Annotated in this window: 19 protein-coding genes; 3 read left to right on the forward strand and 16 right to left on the reverse strand. The window is 67.3% G+C overall.

What is annotated here, in order from left to right:
* Positions 1 to 38 precede the first annotated feature (38 nt).
* Positions 39 to 380: a DUF427 domain-containing protein gene (locus ACO07J_RS12100; protein WP_422029161.1), complete on the forward strand. Its 342-nt coding sequence runs from the start codon at positions 39 to 41 to the stop codon at positions 378 to 380.
* An 18-nt stretch (positions 381 to 398) separates the two neighbouring features.
* Here the strand turns inward: ACO07J_RS12100 and ACO07J_RS12105 are convergent, their stop codons facing one another.
* Positions 399 to 2,087 carry a chloride channel protein gene (locus tag ACO07J_RS12105; protein WP_422029163.1) on the reverse strand — a complete coding sequence of 563 codons (1,689 nt, stop codon included), beginning with the start codon at positions 2,085 to 2,087 and terminating at the stop codon, positions 399 to 401.
* An 87-nt stretch (positions 2,088 to 2,174) separates the two neighbouring features.
* Here ACO07J_RS12105 and ACO07J_RS12110 point away from each other — a divergent pair, with 87 nt between their 5' ends.
* The gene (locus ACO07J_RS12110; protein WP_422029165.1) at positions 2,175 to 3,551 is read left to right on the forward strand and encodes an FAD-binding oxidoreductase; all 1,377 of its coding nucleotides are present in this window, start codon (positions 2,175 to 2,177) and stop codon (positions 3,549 to 3,551) included.
* A gap of 9 nt (positions 3,552 to 3,560) precedes the next feature.
* Positions 3,561 to 4,343, forward strand: coding sequence for a dienelactone hydrolase family protein (locus tag ACO07J_RS12115; protein ID WP_422029167.1), 783 nt, complete (start codon positions 3,561 to 3,563; stop codon positions 4,341 to 4,343).
* 3 nt (positions 4,344 to 4,346) lie between these two features.
* On the opposite strand, the gene ACO07J_RS12120 is transcribed toward ACO07J_RS12115, so the two are convergent.
* The 15 genes from ACO07J_RS12120 to ACO07J_RS12190 all read right to left on the reverse strand — a co-directional run bounded on the left by ACO07J_RS12120 (position 4,347) and on the right by ACO07J_RS12190 (position 16,943).
* Positions 4,347 to 4,733 carry a hypothetical protein gene (locus ACO07J_RS12120; protein WP_422029169.1) on the reverse strand — a complete coding sequence of 129 codons (387 nt, stop codon included), beginning with the start codon at positions 4,731 to 4,733 and terminating at the stop codon, positions 4,347 to 4,349.
* Between the two features lie 3 nt (positions 4,734 to 4,736).
* Positions 4,737 to 6,386, reverse strand: coding sequence for a DNA repair protein RecN (gene recN / locus ACO07J_RS12125; RefSeq protein WP_422029171.1), 1,650 nt, complete (start codon positions 6,384 to 6,386; stop codon positions 4,737 to 4,739).
* Positions 6,387 to 6,426: 40 nt separating this feature from the next.
* Positions 6,427 to 7,275, reverse strand: a complete 849-nt coding sequence (locus ACO07J_RS12130) for an outer membrane protein assembly factor BamD (protein ID WP_422029173.1) — start codon at positions 7,273 to 7,275, stop codon at positions 6,427 to 6,429.
* Between the two features lie 117 nt (positions 7,276 to 7,392).
* On the reverse strand, positions 7,393 to 8,316 hold the full coding sequence (gene lpxC, locus ACO07J_RS12135) for a UDP-3-O-acyl-N-acetylglucosamine deacetylase (RefSeq protein ID WP_422029175.1): 924 nt from the start codon (positions 8,314 to 8,316) through the stop codon (positions 7,393 to 7,395).
* Between the two features lie 216 nt (positions 8,317 to 8,532).
* The gene (ftsZ, locus tag ACO07J_RS12140) at positions 8,533 to 10,179 is read right to left on the reverse strand and encodes a cell division protein FtsZ (protein ID WP_422029177.1); all 1,647 of its coding nucleotides are present in this window, start codon (positions 10,177 to 10,179) and stop codon (positions 8,533 to 8,535) included.
* Positions 10,180 to 10,351: 172 nt separating this feature from the next.
* Positions 10,352 to 11,686, reverse strand: a complete 1,335-nt coding sequence (gene ftsA, locus ACO07J_RS12145) for a cell division protein FtsA (protein WP_422029179.1) — start codon at positions 11,684 to 11,686, stop codon at positions 10,352 to 10,354.
* Positions 11,686 to 12,558, reverse strand: coding sequence for a cell division protein FtsQ/DivIB (locus tag ACO07J_RS12150; RefSeq protein ID WP_422029181.1), 873 nt, complete (start codon positions 12,556 to 12,558; stop codon positions 11,686 to 11,688). Before ACO07J_RS12150 ends, ftsA begins: the two co-directional genes overlap by 1 nt.
* The gene (locus ACO07J_RS12155; RefSeq protein WP_422029777.1) at positions 12,546 to 13,424 is read right to left on the reverse strand and encodes a D-alanine--D-alanine ligase; all 879 of its coding nucleotides are present in this window, start codon (positions 13,422 to 13,424) and stop codon (positions 12,546 to 12,548) included. The genes ACO07J_RS12150 and ACO07J_RS12155 overlap by 13 nt, the downstream gene beginning before the upstream one ends.
* 95 nt (positions 13,425 to 13,519) lie before the next feature.
* The gene (gene murB, locus ACO07J_RS12160) at positions 13,520 to 14,452 is read right to left on the reverse strand and encodes a UDP-N-acetylmuramate dehydrogenase (RefSeq protein ID WP_422029183.1); all 933 of its coding nucleotides are present in this window, start codon (positions 14,450 to 14,452) and stop codon (positions 13,520 to 13,522) included.
* Positions 14,453 to 14,491: 39 nt separating this feature from the next.
* Positions 14,492 to 14,755, reverse strand: a complete 264-nt coding sequence (locus ACO07J_RS12165; protein WP_422029185.1) for a hypothetical protein — start codon at positions 14,753 to 14,755, stop codon at positions 14,492 to 14,494.
* A 4-nt stretch (positions 14,756 to 14,759) separates the two neighbouring features.
* On the reverse strand, positions 14,760 to 14,939 hold the full coding sequence (locus ACO07J_RS12170) for a hypothetical protein (protein ID WP_422029187.1): 180 nt from the start codon (positions 14,937 to 14,939) through the stop codon (positions 14,760 to 14,762).
* A 42-nt stretch (positions 14,940 to 14,981) separates the two neighbouring features.
* The gene (locus tag ACO07J_RS12175) at positions 14,982 to 15,266 is read right to left on the reverse strand and encodes a hypothetical protein (RefSeq protein WP_422029189.1); all 285 of its coding nucleotides are present in this window, start codon (positions 15,264 to 15,266) and stop codon (positions 14,982 to 14,984) included.
* On the reverse strand, positions 15,263 to 15,508 hold the full coding sequence (locus ACO07J_RS12180; RefSeq protein WP_422029191.1) for a DUF2484 family protein: 246 nt from the start codon (positions 15,506 to 15,508) through the stop codon (positions 15,263 to 15,265). Before ACO07J_RS12180 ends, ACO07J_RS12175 begins: the two co-directional genes overlap by 4 nt.
* Complete coding sequence (locus tag ACO07J_RS12185; protein WP_422029193.1) at positions 15,505 to 15,759, reverse strand: DUF2484 family protein; 255 nt, start codon at positions 15,757 to 15,759, stop codon at positions 15,505 to 15,507. The genes ACO07J_RS12180 and ACO07J_RS12185 overlap by 4 nt, the downstream gene beginning before the upstream one ends.
* Positions 15,756 to 16,943, reverse strand: coding sequence for an APC family permease (locus ACO07J_RS12190; protein ID WP_422029195.1), 1,188 nt, complete (start codon positions 16,941 to 16,943; stop codon positions 15,756 to 15,758). The genes ACO07J_RS12185 and ACO07J_RS12190 overlap by 4 nt, the downstream gene beginning before the upstream one ends.
* Positions 16,944 to 16,989 lie beyond the last annotated feature (46 nt).

The following is a 16,989-nucleotide window of genomic DNA, read 5'->3' on the forward strand; positions in this document are numbered from 1 at the left end:
CCGCAAGACATGACGCACATTGGGGAGGGACAAGAACCATGACCAAGATCAAGATCCGCAAGGCCGAAGGCACATGGACCGTGCGCGCAGGCGGCGCCATCCTCGTGGAAAGCCGCGACGCGCTGGTACTCAGCGAGGACGGACATCCAGACATCATCTACTTTCCGCAGGGCGATATCGCCATGGCCTTCCTCGACGAGACCGACCACACCAGCCATTGCCCCCACAAGGGCGACGCCAGCTACTATTCCATCGTCACGAAGAGCCAGACACTCCAGAACGCGGCATGGAGCTACGACGACCCGAAGCCGGATGTAGAGCGCATCAAGGGCCACATCGCCTTCTACGCCAACGAGAACGTGACCGTCGAACGCATCTGAAGGCAGAGCGGGCGGCGCCTAGCTGTGCTCCTCCCGCGACACCGCCGCCAGCGCGCGGTTATAGGTCTTGAGCGCATCGACATGGAAGAGCGCGCCCAGCAGCTCAGGCGGCTCGCCCTCCTTGGTCAGCGTCACCACCGGCACGAAGGGCACCGCCGTCCGCTCGAACACCGCCATCGCCGCCTCCAGCGTGGCGCCGCCATCGACATAGACCCCCTCGCCAATCAGCTCCCAGCACCGCTCTTCCGGCGCGGCCTTTTCGGCGCCCTTGGGCCGCATGACGTTCGACACCATGTACATCGACAGCAAATAGGCCTGCGGCCCCGCCGCCACCTGCACCCCGCGCCGCTCGAGCTGGGTCAGGAAGAACGACCGCTTCACCAGGTTCGAGCCAAGCGCCGTCGACATCGACACCGCCACCATCACCGCCAGCCCGGTCTGCCAGTCGCCGGTCAGCTCGAACACGATCAGCGTGGTCGAGATCGGCGCGCCCAGCACCGCGGCGGCCACCGCCCCCATGCCCGCAAGCGCATAGAGCGTCGATGAGCCAGACACCTCGGGAAAAAGCCCTGTCGCGATCAGGCCAAAGCTCAACCCGGTCAGCGCCCCCACCATCAGCGAGGGCGAGAACACGCCGCCGCCCATCCGCCCGCCGAGCGTGATCGCCACCGCCACCACCTTCAGCACGGCAAAGACCATCGCCTCGTGCAGCACAAGCTGACCCGTCAGCGCCAGCGACGTCGTCTCGTAGCCCACCCCGATAATATGCGGAAACCAGATCGCCAGCAGCCCCAGCAGCGCCCCTGACACCGCCGGCCGCAGCCAGCGCGGCATCCGCATCCGCATCTGCACGAAACTGGCCATGTCCTCGGCAAAGAGGATCGCGTGCATCAGCGCCGTTGCCACCAGCCCGCAGACCAGCCCGAGGATCAGGAAGGCGGGCAGTTCCACGTAGAATTCCAGCGCGCTCGCCACCGGCAGGGTGAACTCCGTCACGTCGCCGAATTCCAGCCGGTTGATCACCGTGCCCGCGACCGAGGCGATGACGATCGGCGCAAAGGCATGCAGCGCGAAATGCCTGAGCACCACCTCCAGCGCGAACAGCGCCCCGGCAATCGGCGCGTTGAACGAGGCCGACACCGCCGCCGCCACGGCACAGCCCAGGAGGTCGCGCCCGGTCACCCCATCGGCATTGATCCGGTTGCTCACCCACGAGGAAATCACACCGGCCAGGTGCACCACCGGCCCTTCCCGCCCGCTCGACCCGCCGGTGCCCAGCGTGATGATCGACGCCGCCGCCGAGGCCAGCCCCTCGCGCCCCTCGACCCGGCCTTCCTGCAGCGCCGCGCCCTCGATCACGTCCGAGACCGACCTTACCCGCCCGTCCGGCGTGAAACGGTGCAGGATCACCCCCACCACCAGCCCGCCAAGGATCGGCACCACCATCACCCAGTACCACGGCAACGCCGCCGCGGCGCTATGGACATAGGCCATGCCCTCGGCGCTGTAGGCCCAGCTTTGCAGATTGTCGATCCCGCGCCGGAACAGCAGCGCCGCAAACCCCGCCGCGATCCCGATGGCCAGCGCGATCAGCCAGAACTGGAACTGGCTCGGCCCCCGGTCCAGCAACACCCGCCAGCCATTCCGGGCCGCCCGCACCGCCGCGTTGATCTTGCCACCCAGGAAATGCCGCGACGATTGGGTCATGCCACAGGCATTTCCCGCCGCGCCCGCGCTTTCCCCCAGGTGCCGCTTCGACTAGGTTTGGCACGTGAACGGAAAAGAGGGATCTGCATGACTATCCAGGCTGCAATCGGCGCGTTGACCACCTTATTAGGACAACGGCTGACATGCTCCAAGGGTGAACTGGCCCAGCACGGCGAATCGGAGACCTACTTTCCCCTCACGCTCCCCGATGCCGTGGCCTATCCCGAAACCACCGAGGAGGTGGCGGGCATCCTCGGGATCTGCGCCGAACATCGCTGCCCGGTGATCGGCTGGGGCACCGGCACCTCGCTGGAAGGCCAGGCACAGGCCTTCGAAGGCGGCGTCACGGTCGATTTCTCGCGGATGAACAAGGTCCTCGAAGTGTCACCCGAAGACATGCACGTGCGCGTGCAACCCGGCGTCACCCGCCAGGCCCTGAACGAGGAGTTGCGCGCGACCGGCCTCTTCTTCCCCGTCGATCCCGGCGCCAACGCCTCCCTCGGCGGCATGGCCTCGACCCGAGCCAGCGGCACCACGGCAGTGCGCTACGGCACGATGCGCGACAACGTCATGGCGCTCGAGGTGGTCACCGCCACCGGCGAGGTCATCCGCACCGGCAGCGCCGCCCGCAAAAGCTCGGCCGGCTACGACCTGACCGGGCTGTTCGTGGGCTCCGAGGGCACGCTGGGCCTGATCACCGAACTCACCCTGCGCCTGCAGGGCACGCCAGAGGCCATTTCCTCGGCCGTCTGCGCCTTCCCGGAGGTGGACCAGGCGGTCAACTGCGTCATGGACACGATCCAGATGGGCCTGCCCGTCGCCCGGATCGAGCTGGTCGATATCGACAGCGTCAAGGCCGTGAACGCCTATTCCGGCATGAGCCTGCCGGAAAAGCCGCACCTGCTGCTCGAATTCCACGGCTCCGACGCGGGCGTTGCCGAACAGGCCGAAACCTTCGGCGCCGTCGCCGAGGAACACGGCGGCTCGGGCTTCGAGTGGGCCAAAAGGGCGGAAGACCGCAACGCGCTCTGGACCATGCGGCACAACGCCTATCACGCCATCATCGCCGCCCGCCCCGGCTGCCGCGCCGTGGTAACGGATGTCTGCGTGCCGATCTCGCGCCTGGCCGAGGCCGTCGAGACCTGCCGCGCCGACCTCAAGGCGCATGACGTCCAAGGCCCGATCCTCGGACATGTGGGGGACGGGAATTTCCACGCCATTCTCCTCTTCGACCCCGACGATGCCGACGAGAAACAGCGCGTGCTCGACGCCTCCAGGCGGCTGGTCGACCTCGCCCTCTCGCTCGGCGGCACCTCGACCGGCGAGCACGGCATCGGCATCGGCAAGCTGGGCTACATGGAACGCGAGCATGGCGGCGCCTGGGCGGTCATGGGCGCGATCAAGGCCGCGCTCGATCCGGAAAACATCATGAACCCCGGCAAGCTCGTGCCGCCCCGGAACTGAGCCCGCCCCATGCTGCGCGTCCTCGCCCTGCTGACCTGCCTCGCCGCCCCGGCGCTGGCCGAGCCCGTCAACTTCCCTGCCGAGACCAGCTACGACGGCACCCCTGTCACGCTCGAGGCCAGCCTGCACCTGCCCGACGGCCCCGGCCCCCACCCCGCCGTCATCCTGATGCACGGCTGCGGCGGGCTTCAGCCTTCGGTGGCCGAGGCGCTCGACCTCCATGCCGAGGCGCTCAACGCCGCAGGCTTCGCCGCCCTCATCCTCGACAGCTTCGGCCCAAGGGGCATCGGCGGCGGCCATGTCTGCGAAACCTACGAACGTCTCGGCGACGCCCGCCGCTACCGGATGCAGGACGCCCGCGACGCCAAGGCCTACCTCGCCAACCGCCCGAAAATCGACAGCGCCAACATCTTCGCCATGGGCCAGTCGAACGGCGGCAGCGTCACCATCCGCCTGTCACAGCGCAACACGCGGGAGTTCCGCGCGCTCGCCGCCTACTACCCGTGGTGTGGCGCCTTCAACCGGCTGGGATCGAACGCCACCCTGACCACGCCGCTCATCGTCTTCGGCGGCGATGCCGATGACTGGGTGCCGCCCGACGACTGCACCACGATCACCGCCGAAGGGGCCGAATATGCCGTGCACATCTACCCCGGCGCCGCTCACAGTTTTGACCTGCAGATCCCCGAACAGCGTTTCCAGGGCCATCTCGTCGGCAACAACGCCGCGGCCGAGAACGACAGCCGCGCCAAGATGATCGCCTTCTTCAAACGCCACCTCGCCCGGCCCTGACGCCTAACGGCGCAAGACCGGCATCACCCCGAACGCCACCTGCCCGGCCAGCCCGATGGCACCGGGCCACCTGGCATAATGCGCGAGTTGTGCAGCCATCGGGCGGTCAAACACGAAAACCGCCAGCATCCACTCTGCCACCATCAGCAGCCCGAATCCCGCGCTGCCCATCACCAGCCGGTCCGCCACCCTGCCGGGAACGCGAAACCGGCCCACAAGCCATCCCGCACAGACCCACGAGACCACCAGCATCACCGGCAATTCCAGCATCACCGCTGTCAGCTCTCCGACGCGCGGCAGCAGAACCAGCACCCGGAACGTCCCAAGCGCAAACCCCACGGCAAAAACCACAAGGAAGTAAACCGCCCCGGCGGATACGGCCCGGCCCATCGCCTAGCCCGCCATCAGCGCCTCGGCCGCCGCGCGCGCCTCGGCCGTGACCGTGTCGCCCGACAGCATCCGGGCGATCTCGTCCACCCTTGCCGGCCCCGCCAGCGGCGCCACGGTCGACAGCGTCTGCTCGCCCTCCACCCGCTTGGCCACCTGCCAGTGATGCGCGGCGCGGGCGGCCACTTGCGGCGAATGGGTCACCACCAGAACCTGCCCCTGCTCCGCCAGCCGTGCCAGCCGCCGGCCCACGGCATCCGCTGTCGCCCCGCCGACGCCCCGGTCGATCTCGTCGAAGATCATCGTGACGGCGCTGTCCTCCCCGGTCAGGCAGACCTTGAGCGCCAGAAGAAACCGGCTCAACTCCCCGCCCGAGGCAATCTTGTTGAGCGGCCCGGCGGGCGCGCCGGGGTTGGTGGCGACCGTGAAGGTCACGGCGTCCTGCCCGTCCGGGCCCGGCTCGGCCGGCTCCACTTTCGTCTCGAACGCCGCCCGCTCCATCTTCAGTGGCGCCAGCTCGCTGCCCATCGCCGTGTCGAGCCGCCCCGCCGCCTCCTTGCGCGCCGCGCTCAGCGCCTCCGCCGCCTTGCCATAGGCGTCCTCGGCGGTCTCCACCGCACTACGCAGCGCCGCGATATCCGCGTCGCCCTGCTCCACCGCGTTCAGCCGGCTGCGCAAGTCATCGGCAAACCCCGCCAGATCGTCCGCCAACACACCGTGCTTCCGCGCCAGCGCCCGGATCGCGAACAGCCGCTCCTCGGCCTCTTCCAGCTCCGTCGGGTTGAAACTCAGCGCCTCGAGGAACCGCCCCACGCCCGAGGCCGCCTCGTCCAGCTCCACCATCGCCCGGCCGATCGCCGCCATAGGCTCGTCCAGCTCGCCCTCGGCACTGTCGGAAACGCCTTCCAGCCAGCGCAGCGCGTCGCCCGCCGCCCCCTCGGCGCCCTCGTTGCCCAGTGCCGCCTGCGCCTTCGCCACGTCCTCGCGAATCCGCTCCGCCGCCTGCATCATCCGGCGGCGGCGGTCGAGCTCCTCCTCCTCGCCCGCCTCGGGCGCCAGCTTGTCCAGCTCGCCCACGGCATGGCGCAGGAAATCCTCGTCTGCCCGCGCCTTCTCCAACGCCGCCTTGGCCTCTTCCAGCGCCCCGCGCGCCTCGCGCATCTCGCGCCATGCCTGCCGCACGGCCCCGCGCTGGCCCTCGAGCCCGCCGTAATCATCCAGGAGCGCCCGGTGGCCGCGAGGGTTCAGCAACCCCCGGTCATCCTGCTGCCCGTGCAATTCCACCAGCGTGTCCGACAATTGCCGCAGAACCTCGCCCGAACAACGCCGGTCATTCACGTAAGCCGTCTTGCGCCCGTCCCGCGTGTTCACCCGACGAAGCAGCAGCGTGTCATCCTCCGGCAAACCGGCCTCGGCCAGAACCGCCCGCGCCAGATGCCCCGGCGCCAGGTCGAACTCGGCCATCACCTCGCCCTGCTCCGCCCCCTGCCGCACCAGCTCGGCCCGCCCGCGCCAGCCCAGCACGAAGCCGAGGGAATCAAGCAGGATCGACTTGCCGGCCCCGGTCTCGCCGGTCAGCACGTTCAGCCCCGGCCGGAACTCCAGCTCAAGGTGGTCGATGATAAGGATGTCGCGGATATCAAGTGCGCGCAGCATCAGGCCAACCCGTCAGACGGGTGGGTCTCCCCACCCTGTTCTACAGCCAACGCCCCTGGATCATCTGGCGATACACCTGCCGCAGCCAGTTGTCGCCCACCGCTTCCAGCGTCAGGCCCCGCCCGGTCAACAGCTTGTAGCTGTCCTCATACCACTCGGTGCCACGGAAGTTGTAGCCAAGGATCGCCCCGGCGGTGCGCGCCTCGTCGGTCAGGCCCAGCGACAGGTACGCCTCGACCAGCCGGTGCAGCGCCTCGGCGGTGTGGGTCGTCGTCTGGAAATCCTCGACCACCACGCGGAACCGGTTGATCGCGGCGGTGAAGTGGCTGCGCTTGAGGTAGTAGCGGCCCACCTCCATCTCCTTCGACGCAAGATGGTCGAAGGCCAGGTCGAATTTCAGCACGGCCGACTTGGCGTATTCGCTGTCGGGATAGCGTTCGATCACCTCGCGCAGCGATTGCAACGCCTGGAAGGTCAGGCCCTGGTCGCGGCCGACCTCGTCGATCTGGTCGTAATAGCTCAGCGCCAGAAGGTAATGCGCATAGGCCGCATCCTCGTCCGTCGGATAGAAATCGACATAGCGTTGTGCGGCGGACCGGCTGTTCTCGTAATCCTTGGCCTCGTGATAGGCATAGGCCTGCATGATCACGGCGCGCTTGGCCCACTCGGAATAGGGGTAAAGCCGTTCGACCTCGCCGAAGACGCTCGCCGCCAGTTCCGGGTTGTTCCGCGCAAGGTCGTATTCGCCCCGCTCGAAGATCTGCTCCGCGGTGAAGTTCTCGTAATTCGCATCGCCCCGCTCGACGCTGTCAGCGCCACCACAGCCGGACAGCGCCAGACCTGCCACCAGAATCCCCGCCAGACCGGTACGAACCTTCGCCGATGTCATGATGTCAGAACTCACCCAGTTGCAAAAATTGGCCGAACCAAATCCGGCGATCGGGTTTGGTCCTAGCACATAAATCCGTGATGCAAAATCACTTTGGCGCCTTTCCGCGCCGCCCGATCAGGCGACTTCGGGAATTTCCCGCGGATGCACACCGGCACCCGGCAGACGGGCCGCCATTTCGGCATCGCATTGGACCACTTCGAACGCCTCCGGATCGGCGAAAAGCGCGCGCAACAGGTCGTTGGTCAGCGCGTGGCCCGCCCGGTTGCCCTGGTAATGACCAAGGATCGGAAGGCCGGCCAGGCCCAGGTCGCCCAACGCGTCGAGCATCTTGTGGCGCACCGGTTCATCCGCGTGGCGCAGGCCGCCGGGGCAAATCACCCGGTCGCCGTCGAACACCACGGCGTTGACGCCGGGATTGCCGCCCTGTGCCAGCCCGTTGGCAAGCATCGCATCCACGTCCGCCTGGCGACAGAAGGTCCGGCTGGTCGACAACTCGCGCACGAAGCTGCCGTTCGACATGTTCAGCGTTTTCTTCTGGATGCCGATCGCCGCGTCCTCGAAATCGATGCTGAACTCGATCAGCAGCGTCTCGTGCGGCACCAGCCGCGCCATCGCATCGCCGCGGCGCACATCGACCGGCTTGAGGATGCGGATCGCCTTCACCGGCGCATCGGAACTCCGAATACCCTTGGACAGGATGCCGCGCACGAAAACCGAGGCGCTGCCATCCATGATCGGCACTTCCGGCCCGGCCACCTCGACCAGCGCGTTGTGAATGCCACAACCGACCATCGCCGCCATGATATGCTCGACGGTCGAGATCTCGACACCGTGACGGTTGACCAGGCGGGTGCACAGCGGCGATTGCAGCACGTGATCCCACAGGGCGGGAATGTCGTTCTGCCCGAGCGCACAGTCGGTGCGCCGGAACACGATCCCGCACTCCGGACCGGCCGGACGGATCGTAACCCGTGCCGGCTGGCCGGAATGCAGGCCGACGCCGGAAAAGGAGACAGCGGTTTTGATCGTGTTCTGCAAGGTTAACCTCGATCAGGTTCGGGCTTCGTTGTGTTACAAAATTGTCTAATTATCGGGCCGACGTTTAACAACTCAATCTTTGCAACGTCCTGAAACATGCCGGAACGAGCCTTGGCAACAATCCGCCGAGCCGAATCGGCCCACATATCAAGTGGCTGTATTCAAAGAAAAAAGGCCGTCCAAGACGGCCTTTTCACTGGGTCATTTTTCGCTTGGTCAGTTCGCCTGGCGGCGCAGAAAAGCGGGTATCTCGATCTGGTCATCCTCGTCCTCGTAGACGTCTTCCTGCGGCGCCTGGCGGGAATGGACCGGCGGCTGCTGCCGGGCCGGGCGTGCCCCGCCCTGCGCGGCTTCGCTGCCGCTGCCGGTCATCCGGTTGATGAGCGAGTTGATCCCGAAACGCGATTTCTCGCCGCTGGCCGCGGCTTCACGCGGGGCCGGTTCCGCGGCGCGCGGCTGTTGCGCCGGGCTGCGGCCGACCGCGGCCTGCAGGCGGGCCATCGCGTCGGGTGAGGGCTCGCCCAGCGACGGGCCGCGCGGTGCCACGAAGCTCTCGCGCATGTCCTCTTCCTCGGCGGCGACGGGCGCCTCGGGCTCCGGCGCGGGCTGGTAGGCCGGGGCCGGCAGACCGTCATCGTCGGTCGCCATATTCTCGTCCGAGCCGAAGATATCCTCGTACTGATCCTCGGCCGCGGCGCTCTGCGCGTCGAAGCCGTTGAACAGGGTCGGCTCGGCCTCTGCCCTTGCGGCGGGCGCGGGCTGTTCCGCCATCGCAGCCACCTGCGGCCCAGCCGCGGCAGCGGCAGCCGGAACTTCGGTCTCGGCCACATGCTCACGCGCGGGTTTCAGCGGCTCGGCCAGCGACCGGCGCGGCACCGGGATATCGCTGTGCACGTTGCTGGCGTCGATACCGGTGGCGACAACGCTCACACGCATCATGCCTTCCATCGCCGGATCCAGCGTCGACCCCACGATGATGTTGGCGTCGGCGTCCACTTCCTCGCGGATGCGGTTGGCGGCCTCGTCCAGCTCGAACAGGGTCAGGTCGTGCCCGCCGGTGATGTTGATCAGGACGCCCTTCGCACCCTGCAGGCTGATTTCGTCCAGCAGCGGGTTCGCGATGGCCTTCTCGGCGGCCTGGATGGCGCGATCTTCGCCATCGTCCTCGCCGGTGCCCATCATCGCCTTGCCCATCTCGTCCATCACCGCGCGAACGTCGGCAAAGTCGAGGTTGATCAGGCCGGGCCGCACCATCAGGTCGGTCACGCCCTTCACGCCCTGGTACAGAACGTCGTCGGCCATCGAGAACGCCTCGGTGAAGGTGGTCTTCTCGTTGGCCAGCCGGAACAGGTTCTGGTTCGGAATGATGATCAGCGTGTCGACGACCTTCTGCAGCGCATCCACGCCGTCCTCGGCCTGCTTCATCCGCTTGCCGCCCTCGAACTGGAACGGCTTGGTCACGACGCCGACGGTCAGCACGCCCAGCTCACGGGCGGCCTGCGCGATGATCGGCGCGGCCCCGGTGCCGGTGCCCCCGCCCATGCCGGCGGTGATGAAGCACATGTGCGCGCCCGCCAGGTGGTCGACGATCTGTTCGATGTTCTCTTCGGCGGCGGCTGCCCCGATCGAGGCCTTGGCGCCTGCGCCCAGCCCCTCGGTCACCTTCACGCCCAGCTGGATGCGGTTCTCGGCATTCGACTGGCTCAGCGCCTGCGCATCCGTGTTGGCGACGACGAAATCGACCCCTTCGAGCCGCTTCTCGATCATGTTGTTGACCGCGTTGCCGCCTGCCCCGCCGACGCCGAACACGGTGATCCGGGGTTTCAATTCTTCCTGACCTGGCATCGTGAGGTTCAATGTCATTACTCTGTCCGCCTGCTGTTTTGCCCGTATACCGGGCTTTTTCCGCCTATATTGCACCGATCTTAACGATGCTTGGGCTTTTCGTCACCCAAAAAACACCCAAAAAACACAAAATATGGCTGATTTCTTTGCCTCGAACGCGGGATTTCGCCGATTCAGCCACATATTGCGGTTACCAGTTGTCCTTGAACCATTTCACGGCCCGCTTCAGCGACCGCGCCGGGTAGCGATCGACGGGGATTTCGAAGTCCCACCATTCGTCCTGCGGATTGGCCGCGAACAGGCACATGCCCACCGCGCTGGCAAATCCCGGCCCCGTCGCCGCCTGCGGCAGCCCGTGCACCCGAAGCGGCCGGCCCAGCCGCACCTGCTGTCCAAGAATGCGGCTCGCCAGGCCGTCCAGCCCGGGGATCTGGCTGCCCCCGCCGGTCAGCACGATCTGCTGGCTCGGCAGGTAGCTGAACCCGGCCGCATCCAGCCTTGCCCGCACCTCTTCGAGGATCTCCTCGATCCGCGGCCGCATGATCCCGATCAGCTCTGCCCGCGAAATCTTGCGCCGGTCATGTTCCCAGTCGCCGGTCTCGCCGCCGATCTCGATCACTTCCCGGTCATCCATGCCGGTCGCAACCGCGCCGCCATAGAAGGTCTTGATCCGCTCGGCCACCGTCTTGGGCACCTGAAGCCCCATGGAAATGTCGCCGGTCACGTGCTCGCCGCCGATCCGCACGCTGTCGGCATAGATCATGTGCTTCTTCATGAAGATCGAGATGCCCGCGCTGCCGCCGCCAAGGTCGATGCACGCCGCGCCCAGCTCCTGCTCGTCCTCCACCAGCGCCGAGATTCCCGACACGTAGGAAGACGAGGCGAGCCCCGCCAGCTCCAGGTCGCACCGCTTCACGCAATGCGCAAGGTTCTGGATCGCGTCGGCATCCACCGTCAGCATGTGCATGTCCGTCGACAGCGATTGCCCCATCTGCCCGCGCGGGTCCGACAGGCCCGAGCGGTGGTCGAGCGCGAAATTCACCGGCTGCGCATGCAGCACCTCGCGCCCCTCGCCGTAATCCGGCACGTCACAGGCCGACAGCACCCGGCTGATATCCTGCTCGCTCACCGTGTTGGTCTCGAGATCCACCTGCCCCGCCAGCCCGTAGGACCGCGGGCTCGCCCCCGAGAAACAGGCGATCACGTGATCGACCCGGATGTTCGCCATCTTCTGCGCCGCCTGAAGCGCGGTGCGGATGGCCCGTTCGGTCTCCTGCATCGCGGCGATCTCGCCGAAGCGCACCCCGCGCGAACGTGTCGTCGCGGCCCCGATCACCCGGAACCCGGCCTGCCCGGCCATCGCGCCGATCCCGTCCTGATCCTGCAACCGCTCGGTGCCGTCGAACCGCAGCACGAGGCAGGCGATCTTCGAGGTGCCCACGTCCAGCACGGCAACCACGCCCCGCTGAATGGCCGCCTTGCGCATGTTCCGCATTGCCCGTTGGGAATCGTAAAGTTCGATCATCAGTTATCCGTCCCTGCCATCATCTCGGTTACCCGCCACCATTCCTCGACCGCGTACTCGTTCATCCGCACGGTCGGCCGCTCGGCCAGCCGCATGTCCACGACGACCACGTCGCGCTCCAGCATGTCCTGCACCTCGTCCAGCACGATCACCCGCTCCAGCGCCCGCACAGGGTTCTCCTCGGGCAGCAGGATGCGCTGGCCGCGGTCCATGACCACGTCCCACCGCCGCTCGCCCATCCGCACGAGGCCCTTGACCCGGTTGCCCAAAGGCGCCGCCGCCTGCAGGATCGCCAGCGCGCCGCCCACGTCCTTCGAGCCGCCCTTGCCGGCGATCACCGGCAGGTCGGCCCGTTCCAGCCGCGAGGCAATCTCCGACACCACGTAGCCGTCCTTGTCGACCAGCCCCAGCCCGTCCCAGGTCCGCCACACGACGACCGGCTCGCGCTCCTTTACCTGTGCCACCAGCACCCCGCCCTGCCGCACGCGCACGCTCGCCTCCGCCACCGCGGGCAGCCCGACGATCATGTTGCGCACATGCTCGAGGTCGATATCGAAGGAACTCGCCGGCAGGTCGAAGGGGAAGATCTCGCGAATATCGTCCTCGACCCCGGCACTCGCCCCCTCGACGGTCAGCTCGTTGACCATGAACTCGGGCCGCGTCTCGATCTGCTTGCGCAGGTCGGCAATGGTCGTGCGGATTGCCTCCTGCCGCCCGGCATCGGACAGGTAGACCGTGGCCACCGTGAAGGTCAGGCAGAACGGCACCCCCACCCGCAGCAGAACCCGGAAGAGCGGCGTCAGCATCAGCCGCTGCAAGCGATAGGTCAGCCGCGACGGCGCCGGGTCGTTCCGTGTCGTCACCTGTTGCACGACGCATCCTCCACAAGCCAGCGGCACAGCTCCGGGAAGGATATCCCCACCTTCTGCGCCTGCTCGGGCGACAGCGAGGTGGGCGTCATGCCCGGCTGCGTATTGGTTTCCAGGAGCACGAGCCCCTCGAGGCCCTTGCTTTCATCCCAGCGAAAATCCGTCCGGCTCAGCCCGCGACAGCCCAGCACCTCGTGCGCCCGCAGCGCATACTCCATGCAGGCGTCGAATATCTCCTGCGGCACCTGCGCCGGCACCTCGTGCCGCGAACCACCCTCGGCATATTTGGCGTGATAATCGTACCAGCCCTCGGTGATGATATCCGTCACCGTCAGCGCCCGGTCGCCCATCACCGACGCGGTCAGCTCCCGCCCGGCCACGTATTGCTCGACCATCACCTGCTCGGGCATGTCATCCGAAAGGAGCGGCGGCGTGTTCGCCGCCTCGCGCACAAGGTACACGCCCACCGAAGACCCCTCGTTGTTGGGCTTCACCACGTAGGGCGGCTCCATCACGTGCCGCACCTTCACCTCTGCGGCGGGCGCGATGATGCTGTCCACCACCGGCAGCCCGGCGGCAACATACGCGGCCTTGGTCTTCTGCTTGTCCATCGCCAGCGCCGAGGCCAGCACGCCGGAATGCGTATAGGGGATCTTCAGCCATTCCAGCAGCCCCTGCACACAGCCATCCTCGCCCCACCGACCATGCAGCGCGTTGAAGACGACATCCGGGGCAATCTCGGTCAGACGATCGGAAAGATCGCGGCCAGCATCGACCTCGATCACGTTACATTCCGCTTCCCGCAACGCGGCGGCGCATTCCCGCCCAGTCGACAGCGAAACCTCTCGCTCGGCCGACGGGCCGCCCATGATTACCGCCACTTTCGGGGGTGTCCTGCTCGACATACCCACCTTGGTGCCTCAATGTCCCGGGCCGTTCTCCGGCCCTTTTTCGTTAAACCGCCTTATCGGCTATCCGGGGCCGGTTCGCCGACCCTCATGATTTCCCAATGTAACTCTATTCCGCTGGATTGAAAAACCTTTTTTCGCACTTCCTCGCCCAAACCTTCCAGATCGGCGGCCGTGGCCTCCCCGGTGTTGATCAGGAAGTTGGAATGTTTCTCGCTCATCTGCGCCCCGCCGCGCCGCGCGCCGCGCATCCCGGCCTCGTCGATCACCTTCCACGCCTTGAGGTCATGCACGTCATCGGCGCGCCCGGTGCTGGAAAACCCCGCCGGGTTGCGGAAGGTCGAGCCGGCGGTGCGGTCCTTCGTCGGCTGGGTCTCGTCGCGCTTCTGCAACTGGGCGGTCATCCGCTCGTGCAGCTCCTCGGGCTCGCCTTTCGGCCCCTCGAAGGTGGCTTGCGTGATCACCCAGCCCTCGGGCAGGTCGGTCTGCCGATAGCGGAAATTCAGGTCTTCGGCGGTCAGCGTCACCACCTCCCCCGCCCGCGTCACGGCCCGGGCCTCCACGAACACATCCGCCGTATAGGTGCCGTAACACCCGGCATTCATCCGCACCGCCCCGCCGATCGCGCCCGGAATGGTCCGCAGGAAGGTCAGGTCGACACCCCCATCGGCCGCCTTCCTCGCCACATGCGCGTCAAGCGCGGCGGCCCCGGCGGTCACCCGGTTGCCCTCCACCTCGATCCCGTTGAACCCACGGCCCAGCCGGATCACCACGGCCCGCAAGCCGCCGTCGCGCACGATCAGGTTGCTGCCCACCCCCATCGGGAACACTGCGATGCCGGGATCGAGCGCCTTGAGGAATGCCGCCAAGTCCTCGGCATCCGCCGGCTGAAACAGGTAATCCGCCGGCCCGCCCACGCGCAGCCAAGTGAGGTCGGAAAGCGGGCGGTCCGGGGTCAGCTTCCCGCGGGTCTCTGGCATATTCATCATGAAATCCTGCTACTGGCCCGCGCCCGCCGCCGCAAGCCCCTAGCTCTCGCCCGCGCGCCGTCGCACGATCCACCCGATCCCGCCGCCCGCCAGCGCCCCGATCAGGCCCGGCCCCAGGATCAGCAGCCCGGCCATGCCCCAGGCCAGCCCGTCCGCCTGCCCCGCCCGCGACAGGCCCCACAGGATCAGCGCCAGGTAAGCCACCGCCATCACCAGCACCCACCGGCCCGCCCCGCGCCGCGCGGCCCACAGGCCGATCAGGCCTGGCACCCCGGCACTTCCCATGATGACGAACCAGACCACCCGCTCAGCCCCGCAGCCCCGTCCGCCGGGAATGCCACCAGCCCACCGCACTTCCCACCAGCAGCCCGAGAAGGCCCGGCGCCCACATCAGCATCGCCACGATCACCCCCCTCCCCGCCCGCAGCAGAACAGCGCCGGCAATCAGCGGAATGACGAAACAGAGCAGAGGCAGGACATAGACCATCGGGAACCATAATCCCGGCCCGGCGCGGCTGGCAAGAACCCGTCAGCGATACCGGATCAGCCCGGTGACAGCGCCAAGCGCACAGCCGGCAAGCCCGGCCGGAAACACCAGCCAAAGCACCGGCTCCAGCTCCCCCGGCAACAGGCCAAGCACCGCCATCCCGAAAAACAGCGCCCCCAGCCCGGCCACGGCCAGCCAGTGCAGGAACAGCTCGACCCCGTCGCTGGCCTCGGCGTGGCGATAAAAGAACACGAACCCCAGCACCAGCGCCACACCGGCCACCCCGCACCAAATCAGCAGGCCGCCAAGCCAGATCGTGCCGCTCACCGCACGAAGTTCCGCAGCCAGCGGCCCAGGTAGATCACCGGCCAGCGCAGGATGCTCATTCCCGCCACCAGGACGGCAACGCCCCACCAAGGGCCGTTCTGATAAGTGACGTAGCCCAGGATCGGGATGCCCACCGCGATCAGCACGTAGGCCAGCCGCCAGTGATTGTCACGGCTCGGCACCATCGCGGCGAGATTGGCAGCAACCGCCCAGGCACAGGCCAGCAAAAGCGAAAGGTTCATTCCGACGCCTCCATCTTTCCCAGGGCCCGCCTCGCGTAATACTGCAAAGGCCGGCGGAACATCGACAGTACCGCCAGCACCGCGACAAGCGCGGCCGGCAAGCCATACTCGACCCCCAGCCGCCAGATCAGCACCGGCGCCCCCAGCAGAAGCGCGAGCCCCGGCACGAATTGCCAGCGCATCGGCAACATCGCCACCAGCGCCGCCGCGACGACCCACAGACAGGCCAGCAGGAATGTCAGTGTCGTCATGTGCCCGCTCCGAAGGTTACGGCCAGCGCGCCCACCGAAGCCGCCAGCCCGAAGGCCGGCACCGCCGCCGGCACCCGGAACGGCGCTTCGGGGCTCCGTCGTTTCATGGCAATGAGCGCCGCGTTGACCAGGACGAAGACGCCCAGAAGAATGGCCGAGGTGACTTCCGCAAGGTCGGCCACCGGCAACAGGAGCGCCCCGGGAATGACCAGCGCTCCCACCAGGAGGGTCGCCAGGACCGGCGTTCCGAACCGCGGATGCGCATGGTGAAATACCGACAGGCTTGCCGTCCGCTTCCCGAGGCCGAACAGCACCCGGCTCGCCATCACGATCTGCGCCAGCACGCCGTTCAGCGCCGCCACCACCGCGATCAGCGACAGAAAGGCCGCGTCACCCCCCCTTGCCGCCGGCCAGACCAGCGCCAGCGGCTGCTCGCTCTGGCCAAGCTGCCCAAGCGGCACCGCCCGCACGGCAGCGAAGGAAACCAACGCGTAAAGCAGGCTGGTGATCAGCAGCGACAAAAGGATCGCCCGCGGCAGAACATGCTCGGGCCGGGCGACCTCCTCGGCCATGTTGACGATGTCCTCGAAGCCGATGAAGGCGAAAAACGCCAGCACCGCTCCCGCGGTCACGCCGGACCAGACGATCTCCGGCGGCATGCCGAATTCCGCAACCGGCACGGCGGTTGTCCCCGCATAGATGACAAGCCCCAGCCCGATGACCTCGACCACCGTGAACAACGCCGCCAGCGCAAGGCTTTCCAGAACCCCCACGATCGCCACCGCCACGAGGAACAAGCCAAGGCCCGCCACGGTCCAGCCGAACGGCAGTCCGGTCACCGCGATGAGGTAGCCGGCCCCGCCCCTCAGCACCGCCGCCGCCGAAACCGCCCCGGCCGCCACGATCCCCATGCCCACGATGGTGCCCAGCCAGTTCGCCCGAAAACCTCTCGCCACGTAAAGTGCCTCTCCCGCCGCTTCCGGCAGGCGGGTCGAGAACTCGGCATAGGACAGCGCCGTCGGCGCCGCGATCAGCCCGGCAATGACAAAGGAGAGCGGCGCCCAGAGGCCGGCCTCCGCCGCCACCGCGCCCACCAACACGTAGATACCGGCGCCCACCATGACGCCCACGCCATACGCGGTGAGAAGGCCCAGCCCGATCCGACGTTTCAGCTCATCGACCATCCGCGCCTCCGCGTCGGCCCCGTTTTCTTCGAAGAAAACGCCCCGG

This window comes from Roseovarius sp. (assembly GCF_965228755.1).
In the GTDB taxonomy this organism is placed as follows: Bacteria; Pseudomonadota; Alphaproteobacteria; order Rhodobacterales; family Rhodobacteraceae; genus Roseovarius.